Genomic DNA, 12,197 nt, shown 5'->3' on the forward strand with positions numbered 1-12,197 from the left:
GGACGTTTTTCACCAGGGTCCACCATGGGCACCACCCCCGCCGTCCCCGTCTCCAAACCTCTCAACCTATGGCTCTGCCTGGGCATCCCCGGCGGCGCAGCACTCCTGTTGCTGTTGCTGGAGCTGACTTCGCTGGACATGGACCTCGCCAAGCTGTTCTACAACGGTGCGGAGGGCGGTTTCATCGGGCGTTACAGTTTCTTCCTCGAAGACATCCTGCATGATCGTGCCAAACAGTTGGTCATCCTGTTCTCGGTCCTGGCGATCCTGGGATTTGCCGGCACGTTTATTCTCCGACGGCTCAAACCCTATCGTCGTGAACTGGGCTGCCTGGTGCTGTCACTCGGGCTGGCGACCGCGTTTGTCGCTCCGCTGAAAACCATCACCGGCGTCCAGTGCCCGTGGAGCGTCCAGGAATTCGGCGGTCAGGAAACCTACAGCAAATTGCTGAGCCCTCGCCCGCCCACCGATAAACCCGGGCGCTGCTGGCCAGGCGGTCATGCCGCCACCGGGTTCGCCTTGTTTGCCCTGTTTTTTGCACTGCGTGACCGGCAGCCACGGATGGCGCGCAGCGCATTCATCTTCGCCGTCGGCTTGGGCAGCTTGTTTTCCGTCAGCCGCATGATGCAAGGCGCACACTTCTTTTCCCATAACGTGTGGACGGCAATTTTCTGCTGGCTGATCTGCCTGGGGCTGTATTGCCTGTTGCTGCAACGGCCCTCCACGCGCGCAACGCCCACCTGAAGCCAAAGACAGCGCCCACAAAAAAGCCCCGCCTGCATCACTGCAGGCGGGGCTTTTTCAGTACAGGGGTAAGGCTGGCTTACATCATGCCGCCCATGCCACCCATGCCGCCCATGTCTGGCATACCGCCGCCAGCCGAGCCTTCAGCCTTCGGCTTGTCAGCGATTGCAGCTTCGGTGGTCAGGATCAGACCACCGATGGAGGCTGCGGCCTGCAGCGCGGAACGAGTCACCTTGGTAGGGTCCAGGATGCCCATTTCGATCATGTCGCCGTAGACGCCAGTCGCAGCGTTGTAACCGTAGTTACCTTTGCCGTTCTTGACTTCGTTGACCACAACGCTTGGCTCGTCGCCGGAGTTGGCAGCGATCTGGCGCAGCGGTGCTTCAACCGCACGACGCAGCACAGCGATACCGACGTTCTGGTCAGCGTTGTCGCCGGTCAGGTTGGTCAGGGCTTCCAGGGCACGGATCAGCGCAACGCCACCGCCAGGTACCACGCCTTCTTCGACGGCTGCGCGGGTTGCGTGCAGGGCGTCTTCAACGCGGGCTTTCTTCTCTTTCATTTCAACTTCGGAACCCGCGCCAACCTTGATCACTGCAACGCCGCCGGACAGCTTGGCCAGGCGCTCTTGCAGTTTTTCACGGTCGTAGTCCGAGGACGTCTCGGCAACCTGGGCACGGATCTGAGTGATGCGCGATTGGATGTCGCCGTCAACGCCAGCACCGTCAACGATGATGGTGTTTTCCTTGGAGATGGTCACGCGCTTGGCGCTACCCAGGTTTTCCAGGGTGGCGCTTTCCAGGCTCAGGCCGATCTCTTCGGAGATAACGGTACCGCCGGTCAGGACGGCGATGTCCTGCAGCATGGCCTTGCGACGGTCGCCGAAGCCTGGAGCCTTGACGGCTGCGACTTTAACGATGCCACGCATGTTGTTCACAACCAGGGTCGCCAGGGCTTCGCCTTCAACGTCTTCGGAAACGATCAGCAGTGGGCGGCCGGCTTTGGCAACGGCTTCCAGCACTGGCAGCATTTCGCGGATGTTGGAGATCTTCTTGTCGACCAGCAGGATCAGCGGGCTGTCCAGCTCGGCAACCATGGTTTCCGGCTTGTTGACGAAGTACGGGGACAGGTAGCCACGGTCGAACTGCATGCCTTCAACAACCGACAGTTCGTTTTCCAGGCCAGTGCCTTCTTCAACGGTGATCACGCCTTCTTTACCGACTTTTTCCATGGCTTCGGCAATGATGTCGCCGATGGAGCTGTCGGAGTTGGCGGAGATGGTGCCTACCTGGGCGATAGCCTTGGTGTCGGCGCAAGGCTTGGACAGGTTCTTCAGCTCAGCGACGATGGCGATGGTCGCCTTGTCGATGCCGCGCTTGAGGTCCATCGGGTTCATGCCGGCAGCAACGGCCTTGTAGCCTTCGTTGACGATGGCCTGAGCCAGAACGGTAGCGGTGGTGGTGCCGTCGCCTGCGTCATCGTTGGCACGGGAGGCAACGTCTTTGACCAGCTGCGCGCCCATGTTTTCGAAACGGTCTTCCAGTTCGATTTCTTTGGCGACGGAAACGCCGTCCTTGGTGATGGTCGGAGCGCCGAAGCTCTTCTCGATGATCACATTGCGGCCTTTCGGGCCCAGGGTCGCTTTTACTGCGTCAGCCAGGATGTTGACACCGGTGAGCATTTTCTTACGGGCGGAATCGCCGAATTTAACTTCTTTAGCAGCCATGATCGATATTCCTTAAATACTTTGTAGTAACGGGAAAATGAGCGGGGAAATCAGTCTTCCAGAACGGCGAGAATCTCGTTCTCAGCCATAACCAGCAGGTCTTCGCCGTCGACTTTCACAGTGTTGCTGCCGGAGTAAGGGCCAAATACAACCTTGTCACCGACTTTAACGGCCAGCGCACGTACGTCACCGTTTTCCAGAGTCTTGCCTGGGCCTGCAGCGACGATCACACCGTGGTTGGCTTTTTCAGCAGCCGAACCTGGCAGAACGATACCGCCAGCGGTTTTCTTTTCTTCTTCGCTGCGACGGATTACGACGCGGTCGTGCAGAGGACGAAGCTTGCTCATTGTCGATCTCTCCTAATTGTGTTTTTTCATCGGCCGGTATCGATACCGGCGGGTTGTATTCCGGCAGTGCCGGTCGCGGTTCGCTGGGCGAAACACGGAAGTCTGTCCGGTGTCGCCACCAGAAACCTTGCGGTGACCGTTACATAAGGGCGCATAAGCTTATTACAAGGGGCCGGCGATGATTTTTTTTGCGTCTGCCCGCCTATAAAAGCAACACGGCACCCGAAGGTGCCGTGCCAGTGAAGCGGTTATTTGCTGTCGCGGTGTTCGAACTCGCCTTCGATCACGTCGCCTTCTCGCCCCAACGGTTGGCGCGGGGCCGGGCCGCCACGGGGTTGCAGGTCGTCGGCGAACGCGCGTTGGCGAATCGCGGCCTCTTCGGCGCGCTGGCGCATCTTGCCCGCGAGCAATTTGCGGGTGAACGGCAGCAGCATCACCAGGCCCACTACGTCGCTGATAAAGCCGGGCAGGATCAACAGGCCACCCGCCAACGCCATCATCAGGCCTTCGAGCATGGTCTGGGCCGGCAGTTCGCCGCGGTTCAGGCTCTCACGAGCACGCAGCGCCGTGGCCAGGCCGGCGACGCGCAGCACCAGGACGCCGAGCATCGAGCCGAGAATGATCAGCAACAGGGCCGGGAAAAACCCGATCGCACCGCTGACTTGAACGAATACGAACAGCTCCAACACCGGGAACAGCAGAAAGAGCAATAAAAAAGGGCGCATCAAAAGGTTCCTCAACGCAAGAATGCCTTGCCAGTCCACCTTAGATGACGTCGCCGTTTCGTGAATTCAAGCTTCAGCGGCGGCTTTTTTCGGCCAGACCTCAGCGTGGGCCAATGAAACCAGGGCTTCGCGTACTTGTGTCGGCGTGTTGCAAGACGCCGCAAACGGCAGCCAGTGCAGGGCCTGGCCGATACGCAGGTGCAGGCCTTCGCTGTCGATGCCGGCCAATTGCGCAGGCTCGAACGTCGGCAAGCCGGCCAACTCGACGTAGTGGGCAATGGCCTTGGTGTGGTCGCTGTTCATGTGCTCGATCATGCTGCGCTCGGCCTTGCCCGCGAAGGGATTGGCCAGGGTCAATTGGTCGATCCAGTGAATCGCGCCAAACCCGCCGATATAACGGTGGCGCACCGGCTTGAGCACCCAGAAATCGAAATCGTGGGCCTGGTGGTAGTTGGCCGAATCGGGGAAGTAACGGTAATAGCGCTCGGCCGCCGCTTCGATGGCGGCAGGGTCGTCGAGTTTCTCGGCTTCGGCCAGGTAGGTCAGGCGCCCCACGGCCTGCACGTCATCCGCTTCGCGCTCGCCGACCAGCAGCGAGCACTTGGGATCTTTTTGCAGGTTATGGGTGTGCTGGGCGATACGGCTGATCAGGATCAGCGGGCGGCCCTGCTCGTCGAGGCAATACGGCACGACCGAGCCGAACGGAAAGCCGGGCATGGCCTTGGACAGTGTGGAGAGAGCCCCACGGTATTCCTTGAGCAACAGCTCTCGGGCGTTCTTGGCAACCTGCGCGCTCAACGTATGACTCCTCGGGTATTCAGCCGCCCATAGCGTATGGGAATGGATCTCAACACAAGGTAATCAATCTACGCGCCGGTTGCCAGGGCTCGATTACCAGGCGACGCCGAAGCCTGCGGTATAGCGGGTTTTGCTCAGGCTGCTTTCCGAATCGCCGCTGATCACGTCGCGCTCGGCCTTGAGGTTGAGCGACGCCCACTCGGTCACCTTGTAGCGCAGGCCCATTTCCGCATCCAGGGAGTACTCGGCCGGGCCGTCGATAGGCTTGCCCACCTCGCCATTGGTGAAGAACTCAACGGTCTTGCCCACCAGGTAGCGGTTGTAGTTCCACTTCATGGCCAGGGAATAGAAGTTGTCCTTGCCGCCATCGGCGTATTCGTAATCGGTGCGGTTGACCAGCGAGCCGAGGGAGAACGCACCCAGCTCGTCGTCCCAGAACTGGTAGCCCGGGCCGGTACCGACGGTACGTTGGCGCGCCAGGTCTTCAACCTTGTCGCGCTTGTAGGTCAGGCGCCCCTGCCAGAACCAGTGCTCGGTGATGAAGCGGTCCAGGTCATACTCCAGCGCCCAGTTGTCGGTGGTGGTGACGTCGTCCTGGAACTCGCGGTTGTATTCGCCCTGCCCGGTATGGCGCCATTGGCCATGGCGCGCGGAGGTCTTGAAGTCGATGTCGTAGTCGTTGGTGTCTTTTTCGGCGCGCTTGTAGTCCAGCGCCATGTCGACATTGCCCTTCCACACCAGGTCTTCGATCACCGGCTTGGGCTTGATGATCTGCTGGATACTTGCCAGCTCGACAGTCTTGGGCGCCTCGCCATTGGCCAGCACCACCTTGCCATCGTCCGCCGCCTGCAGGGACTTGGCCTTTTCGCCGGTGTAGGCGTCCTGCTTGACCAGCAACTCCTGGTCGCTCTCCAGGGTTTTCACCTGCTTCCAGTCCACCGGAATGGCGCCGGCGTAGTCGGTCTGGATCAGCAGCTTGCCACCGTCGAAGACCTTGATCTTACCGGTCAGGCGGTCACCGTTTTTCAACCAGACGGTATCGGCCAGCAGGGGCGTGGAAGCACTGAAGACAGCGAGGCACAGCAGGGTTCTGGACAACATAAGCGGATAGGGAGCTCAAGGTTGGCGAAAAGGGGCGATTATCGTGTTAGATAGCTAGGACTGACTCAAGGATTTGTGTTGAGTTCAATTCTCAACAGCATACTTACAGACGTTTCTTACAAAAGACCGACGATCCCAACGGATATGCCCACAGTGAATCAGCCTGCCGATACCCCACAAACCCCCGCCGAAATACGCCGCACCGCGCTGTATCTGACCCTGGCGCAAGTCCCCGCCGGTTGCGTGGTGAGTTACGGCGAGCTGGCGCAACTGGCCGGGCTGGGGCGCGCCGCGCGCTGGGTGGGTCGTACCTTGAGCCAACTTCCCGAGGGCACCACATTGCCCTGGCATCGTGTGCTGGGTGCCGGTGGTCGGATAAGTCTGCCGGTGGGCAGCGCCTCGGGCGACGAGCAACGGGCACGCTTGCGCGATGAGGGCGTCACGGTGCGCAACAATCGCGTGGATATTCAGCGCCATGGCTGGCGCCCGGTAGAGCACAGCGGTTAGAGTGCGCGCTTTGTTTCCGTGAATCTGAGGCAGACTCCAGCCCATGCCCCGTAAAACCTGGCGCGCCGCGCTCGCCGCCTATGCCAGCCCCTCGACGTTAGTGCTGTTGTTGCTCGGCTTTGCCGCCGGCTTGCCTTACATGTTGGTGTTCTCGACGCTTTCGGTGTGGCTGCGTGAGGCCGGTGTGGCCCGCGAGACCATCGGCTATGCGAGCTTGATCGGTTTGGCGTATGCCTTCAAATGGGTCTGGTCGCCGCTGCTCGACCAATGGCGCCTGCCACTGCTCGGTAAACTCGGACGTCGTCGCTCCTGGCTGGTGCTTGCACAGTCGCTGGTGATCCTCGGATTGATCGGCATGGGGTTCTGCGACCCGCAGAAACACCTGTCCTGGCTGATCGCCATTGCCGTCGTGGTGGCCTTTGCTTCCGCCACCCAGGACATCGCGGTCGACGCCTATCGCCTGGAAATCGCCGACGACAGCCGCCAGGCCGCCCTGGCCGCCAGCTATATGTCCGGCTACCGCATCGCCGCCCTGCTGGCCACGGCCGGTGCGCTGTTCTTTGCCGAAGGCTTCGGCTCCACCGGCTTCAACTATAAGCACTCGGCCTGGACCGGTACCTATGTGCTGTTCGGCGTGCTGATGATCCCGGCGCTGCTGACCACGCTGTTCATGCGCGAACCGAATGTACCGCTGCGCACCCAGTTGCAGGCCGGGCGCTATAGCTTCGTGCATCAACTGGTGTCGGTGTTTGTGCTGATCGTGTTGCTGGTATCCGTACCGGCGATGTTCACCCAGTTGTTCAACACCGACTTCGCCAGCGTGCTGTTTCACGGCGTCAGCCTGTGGGACTTGCTGATGGACGACCGCGCGTTCCTGCGCGCCATTCTCTATATCATTCTCACCACGCTGTGCCTGTCGGCAATGGGCCGGCGGGGCCTGGCGCCGGTGCTCACGCCGGTCAACGACTTTATCCTGCGCTACCGCTGGCAGGCATTGCTGCTGCTGGGGCTGATCGCCACCTATCGTATGTCCGACACGGTGATGGGCGTGATGGCCAACGTGTTCTACATCGACCAGGGTTTTACCAAGGACCAGATCGCCGGGGTCAGCAAGATCTTCGGCCTGATCATGACCCTGCTCGGCGCCGGCATGGGCGGCCTGCTGATCGTGCGCTTCGGCATCCTGCCGATCCTGTTTATAGGCGGTGTAGCGTCGGCGGGGACCAACCTGCTGTTCGTGATGCTCGCCGACATGGGCCCCGACCTGCAGATGCTGATCTTTACCATCTCCCTGGATAACTTCAGCTCGGGCCTGGCCACGTCGGCATTCGTGGCCTACCTGTCGAGCCTGACCAACCTCAAGTTTTCCGCCACCCAATATGCGCTGCTCAGTTCGATCATGCTGTTGCTGCCGCGCCTGATCGGCGGGTACTCGGGGGTGATGGTGGAGAAGTTCGGGTACCACAACTTCTTCCTGATCACCTGCATGCTGGGCGTACCGACACTGCTGCTGATTGCGTTGCACTGGTATCAGGAAAATCGGCGGATGCGGTTGAATCCGCCGGTAGAGGACTGATTCTGGGGGCCCTTTAAAAGCCAGACCGCGGCGCCCCCATCGCAAGCAAGCTCTGCGCCTACAGACAGCCCTGCATTCTGATGCCTGTACGGCGGCAGTTTGCGCCCGTACAATCCCAAGTCATTTCAAGTTCAAGCAACCGACAACGGCCTACCATGCGTACCAGTCAATATTTGCTCGCCACACAGAAAGAAACGCCTTCCGATGCGGTCGTGATCAGCCACCAGCTGATGCTGCGCGCCGGCATGATTCGCAAACTGGCCTCGGGCCTGTACACCTGGCTGCCCATGGGCTTGAAGGTGATGCGCAAGGTCGAAGCCATCGTTCGCGAAGAAATGAATGCTGCCGGCTCTCTCGAAGTGTTGATGCCGAGCACGCAACCGGCCGAGCTGTGGCAGGAATCCGGACGCTGGGAAGAGTACGGCCCTGAGTTGCTGCGCTTCAAGGACCGTCATGGCCGCGACTTCTGCGCCGGCCCGACCCATGAAGAAGTGATCACCGACCTGATGCGCAACGAGTTGAGCAGCTACAAGCAGCTGCCTCTGAACCTGTATCAGATCCAGACCAAATTCCGCGATGAAATCCGCCCACGCTTCGGCTTGATGCGTGGCCGTGAATTCATCATGAAGGACGCCTATTCGTTTCACGCCGACCAGGCATCACTGCAGGTCACCTATGACCGCATGCACCAGGCCTACTGCAACGTGTTCACACGCCTGGGCCTGAAGTTCCGGGCGGTTGAAGCGGACAATGGCTCCATCGGCGGTGCCGGCTCCCACGAATTCCACGTGCTGGCCGAGTCCGGCGAAGACGATATCGCGTTCAGCAACGGTTCCGACTACGCGGCGAACATCGAGAAAGCCGAAGCCGTGCCACGGGAAACCTCCCGTCCAGCCCCGGCTGAAGAACTGCGCCTGGTGGATACGCCAGAGACCAAGACCATCGCGGCCCTGGTGGAGAAATTCAATCTGCCGATTGAAAAGACCATCAAGACCCTGATCGTGCATGCCGAAGAAGAAGGCAAGCTGATCGCCCTGGTGATCCGTGGCGACCACGAACTCAACGAAATCAAGGCCGCCCAGCAACCTGGCGTGGCCAGCCCGCTGGTCATGGCCAGCGATGCCGAACTGCGCGACGCCATCGGCGCCGGTGCCGGCTCCCTCGGCCCGCTGAACCTGCCGTTGCCGATCATCATCGACCGCTCGGTCGAGCTGATGAGCGACTTCGGTATCGGCGCGAACATCGACGACAAGCACTACTTCGGTGTGAACTGGGAGCGTGACCTGCCGGTGCCGACCGTGGCCGACCTGCGCAACGTCGTTGCTGGCGACCCAAGCCCGGACGGCAAGGGCACCCTGGAAATCAAGCGCGGCATCGAAGTCGGGCACATCTTCCAGCTGGGCAACAAGTACAGCAAGGCGATGAAGTGCGAAGTGCTGGGCGAGAACGGCAAGCCGATCACCCTCGACATGGGCTGCTACGGCATTGGCGTTTCCCGCGTGGTTGCCGCTGCCATCGAGCAGAACAACGACGAGAAAGGCATTATCTGGAGTGACGCCCTGGCGCCTTTCCAGGTGGCCCTGGTACCACTGCGTTACGAAACCGAGCAAGTACGCGAAGCCACCGACAAACTGTATGCCGAACTCACGGCCGCTGGTTTTGAAGTGCTGCTGGATGACCGCGACAAGAAAACCAGCCCGGGCATCAAGTTCGCCGACATGGAGCTGATTGGCATCCCGCACCGGATCGTGGTCAGTGACCGCGGCCTGGCCGATGGCAATCTGGAATACAAGAGCCGGACCGAAGCCGAAGCCCAACCGTTGCCGGTGGCTGACGTGCTGTCTTTCCTCCAGGCGCGTATTCGTCGCTGAAAACCAGATCAAGAGACGTCATGTTCAAGCGAAACACCAGAGCCCTGGGGGGCGCCGCCTTATGCGGCGCCCTGCTGGTCAGCGGCTGCGCCAATCAGATGTCGCAACGCAGTGAGCACGAGGAGCGGGTCGAGCGTAAGTTGCTCGACCACAGCCTGCAGATCGATGTAGGCGAACCCAAAGTGCTGGAACTGCCGCAACGCCGGGTTCGTATTCACGAGCAAAAGACCTTTGAGGTCACCGAATTCGAAGTCACCCGTCGTTACGACCGCTACACGCCTTACCAACCCTGGCGCAAACTCTATGAGATGCCCCTGGGTGCAGTGGCTTTGGTCGCGGGTGCGGGCGCCAACGTGGCGAACATCTTCGCCCTCGGCAACCTGCCGACCAGCATGACCCACGACTGGCTGACCTACGGCGTGGACGGTCTCAACCCGTTCATGAACGTGCAATCCCATGGGCGCGCGCAACAGAACCTGGCGGGTATCGATGAAGTCCAGCGCGACAAACGCGTGGAGTATTCGAGCCTGCCCTGGAGCGAACGCCCGGTCCAGGTCACCGCCGGCAAACAGACCCATGAGCTGACCACCGACCGCAACGGCGTGCTGCGCCTGAACCTGTTGGACAGCCCGTTTGCCGAGCAGGACCTGAACCGCGTCACGACCTTGAAGATCAGCGTGGAAGATGGCCAGGACGACGTGCACTCGGACTCGACCCTGGCGATCAGCAGCACCCTGCGCGGCAAGTTGCTGGAAGCCCACGGCCTGATCTACGACGACCTGGAAGACGATGAAGTCAGCCAGTGGGTGCACCGGGTCAAGCGCCTGTCGGAGCTGGGCCTGGAGGAAGAAGCCAGCGAACTGGAACAAAGCCTGATCGAACTGACCCGCAATGATCCCGAGTTGCAGCAGGAATTCCTGCAGGCGTTGACCAAGGATGCGGGGCGGTTGGTGGCGGATCCCGGAGCACGCTGAGGCTGCGGAAACGCTATCGATCCAAATGTGGGAAGGGGCTTGCCTCCTCCCACATTTTGTTTCCGGGTTCTACCAAGAGAACTCTAACTGCTCGTTACCGCCACTCAGGTCCAGCAACCGCACCCCAATCCCCAACAACCGCACCGGTTTCCCACCGCGATTGAACGCCTGGGTCATCAACTGTTGATAACTCTCCAGATCCCGCGCCGCGCCCGCCTGCTCCAGCGTCGTCTGGGTAAAATCATGAAACTTCACCTTAACGAACGGCTTGCCCGCCTTGTAGCTGCTGTCGATACGCGCCATGCGCCCTGCCAGGGTCTCCATCAACTCTGGAAGTTTCGCCAGGCAGCTTGAGAGATCCGGCAGGTCCACATCGTAGGTATTTTCCACACTGATGGACTGCCGCCGGCTGTCGTTCTGCACCACACGCTCATCTATGCCACGGGCCAGGCTCCACAAACGCTCGCCAAAGCTGCCGAACTCACGTACCAGCGCCAGCTTGTTCCATTCGCGCAATTGCAGGCAGTCTTCGATGCCCAGGCGCGCCAGCTTGTCTGCCGTCACCTTGCCCACGCCGTGCAACTTGCTTACCCGCAGTTGGGAAACAAAGTCCTCGACCTGATCCGGGGTGATGACAAACAGGCCGTTGGGCTTTTTCCAATCGCTGGCGATCTTGGCCAAGAACTTATTCGGAGCCACGCCGGCGGACACGGTGATGTGCAATTGGTTGGAGACCCGGCGCCGAATGTCCTGGGCGATGCGCGTGGCGCTGCCGCCAAAGTGCGGGCTGTCGGAGACATCCAAGTAGGCCTCGTCCAGCGACAGGGGCTCGATCAGGTCGGTGTAGTCGCGAAAGATCGTCTGGATTTCCTTCGACGCTTCCTTATAGGCATCCATGCGCGGCTTGACGATGGTCAGGTCCGGGCAGAGCTTCAGGGCATGCCGCGACGACATGGCGGAACGCACCCCGTACGCCCGCGCTTCGTAGTTGCATGTAGCGATCACGCCCCTTCGATCTGCCGACCCACCTACCGCCAGGGGCTTTTGCGCCAGGCTCGGGTCATCGCGCATCTCAATGGCGGCGTAGAAGCAATCACAGTCAACGTGGATGATTTTGCGCTGCGTCATAAGTAGAAAGGCGGGTGTAATCCAACGGGTGGCCAGTATCGCATCCACCCCTGTATATAGCACCAGTAGTTTGAATCTTCCGTCTGAGCGGTAGGAAACTTCCCAGATGAATTTATTTTCTCAATCGAAATTAGCGCCCCAATAGAGCTGAAACCCTTGGCCCTTCTGGCCCGAAGCCCTCAAACGGCTCTGTATGGAGAGCTAACCGATTGAACCACAAGCGCTTTTCTTCGATTCACCGGTTGACACACTCGTGATCCTCTGTAGAATGCCGACACACAGACGCGGGATGGAGCAGTCTGGTAGCTCGTCGGGCTCATAACCCGAAGGTCGTCGGTTCAAATCCGGCTCCCGCAACCAAACATCAAAAAAGGCTACTCGAAAGAGTGGCCTTTTTTGTTTTAGCGAGCGGGCTTGCCCCGCGCGGGACTGGCAAGCAGCCCCACACAAGATAGTGTGCACTTCACCACGGACTGCTCCGCAGCTTGGCGCGGGGCAAGCCCGCTCACTACAAAAAGCGTTTTCAATCGCGAACTTAGGTTGCATGTCAGCTATTTCACACTTATTTGACCCATCGCCTCATTAACGGTTGACACCTCGCCATCTGGCTGTAGAATGCCGCCCACAGACGCGGGATGGAGCAGTCTGGTAGCTCGTCGGGCTCATAACCCGAAGGTCGTCGGTTCAAATCCGGCTCCCG

At 60.2% G+C, this 12,197-nt stretch carries 11 protein-coding genes and 2 tRNA genes; 7 read left to right on the forward strand and 6 right to left on the reverse strand.

What is annotated here, in order from left to right; translation table 11 throughout:
* Positions 1-24: 24 nt before the first annotated feature.
* Entirely contained in the window at positions 25-744 is a 720-nt protein-coding gene (locus AC07OP_RS08485) for a phosphatase PAP2 family protein (RefSeq protein WP_495100494.1), read from the forward strand.
* A 79-nt stretch (positions 745-823) separates the two neighbouring features.
* On the opposite strand, the gene groL is transcribed toward AC07OP_RS08485, so the two are convergent.
* The 5 genes from groL to AC07OP_RS08510 all read right to left on the reverse strand — a co-directional run bounded on the left by groL (position 824) and on the right by AC07OP_RS08510 (position 5,441).
* Complete coding sequence (gene groL, locus AC07OP_RS08490; protein ID WP_027605479.1) at positions 824-2,470, reverse strand: chaperonin GroEL; 1,647 nt, start codon at positions 2,468-2,470, stop codon at positions 824-826.
* A gap of 50 nt (positions 2,471-2,520) precedes the next feature.
* On the reverse strand, positions 2,521-2,817 hold the full coding sequence (locus AC07OP_RS08495; RefSeq protein ID WP_003175874.1) for a co-chaperone GroES: 297 nt from the start codon (positions 2,815-2,817) through the stop codon (positions 2,521-2,523).
* Positions 2,818-3,065: 248 nt separating this feature from the next.
* Positions 3,066-3,542, reverse strand: coding sequence for an FxsA family protein (locus tag AC07OP_RS08500; protein WP_024077215.1), 477 nt, complete (start codon positions 3,540-3,542; stop codon positions 3,066-3,068).
* A 66-nt stretch (positions 3,543-3,608) separates the two neighbouring features.
* On the reverse strand, positions 3,609-4,340 hold the full coding sequence (locus AC07OP_RS08505; protein ID WP_495100493.1) for a HugZ family pyridoxamine 5'-phosphate oxidase: 732 nt from the start codon (positions 4,338-4,340) through the stop codon (positions 3,609-3,611).
* A gap of 93 nt (positions 4,341-4,433) precedes the next feature.
* A complete protein-coding gene (locus tag AC07OP_RS08510) occupies positions 4,434-5,441 on the reverse strand; it encodes a DUF481 domain-containing protein (protein ID WP_065939208.1) in 1,008 nt (335 codons plus the stop codon).
* A 144-nt stretch (positions 5,442-5,585) separates the two neighbouring features.
* Here AC07OP_RS08510 and AC07OP_RS08515 point away from each other — a divergent pair, with 144 nt between their 5' ends.
* The 4 genes from AC07OP_RS08515 (at position 5,586) to AC07OP_RS08530 (ending at position 10,369) form a co-directional block, all read left to right on the forward strand.
* The gene (locus AC07OP_RS08515) at positions 5,586-5,948 is read left to right on the forward strand and encodes an MGMT family protein (RefSeq protein ID WP_495100492.1); all 363 of its coding nucleotides are present in this window, start codon (positions 5,586-5,588) and stop codon (positions 5,946-5,948) included.
* Positions 5,949-5,991: 43 nt separating this feature from the next.
* The gene (locus AC07OP_RS08520) at positions 5,992-7,524 is read left to right on the forward strand and encodes an AmpG family muropeptide MFS transporter (protein WP_027605474.1); all 1,533 of its coding nucleotides are present in this window, start codon (positions 5,992-5,994) and stop codon (positions 7,522-7,524) included.
* Between the two features lie 155 nt (positions 7,525-7,679).
* Positions 7,680-9,395 (forward strand): proline--tRNA ligase, encoded by a 1,716-nt coding sequence (locus tag AC07OP_RS08525; protein WP_027605473.1) that lies wholly within the window; start codon positions 7,680-7,682, stop codon positions 9,393-9,395.
* 20 nt (positions 9,396-9,415) lie between these two features.
* The gene (locus AC07OP_RS08530) at positions 9,416-10,369 is read left to right on the forward strand and encodes a hypothetical protein (protein ID WP_065925011.1); all 954 of its coding nucleotides are present in this window, start codon (positions 9,416-9,418) and stop codon (positions 10,367-10,369) included.
* Between the two features lie 69 nt (positions 10,370-10,438).
* Here the strand turns inward: AC07OP_RS08530 and dinB are convergent, their stop codons facing one another.
* The gene (gene dinB / locus AC07OP_RS08535) at positions 10,439-11,497 is read right to left on the reverse strand and encodes a DNA polymerase IV (protein WP_027605471.1); all 1,059 of its coding nucleotides are present in this window, start codon (positions 11,495-11,497) and stop codon (positions 10,439-10,441) included.
* A 283-nt stretch (positions 11,498-11,780) separates the two neighbouring features.
* Here dinB and AC07OP_RS08540 point away from each other — a divergent pair.
* Positions 11,781-11,857, forward strand: a tRNA-Met gene (locus AC07OP_RS08540).
* Between the two features lie 269 nt (positions 11,858-12,126).
* Positions 12,127-12,197 (forward strand) — tRNA-Met (locus tag AC07OP_RS08545).

This window comes from Pseudomonas sp. GW821-FHT09D08, from assembly GCF_059416305.1.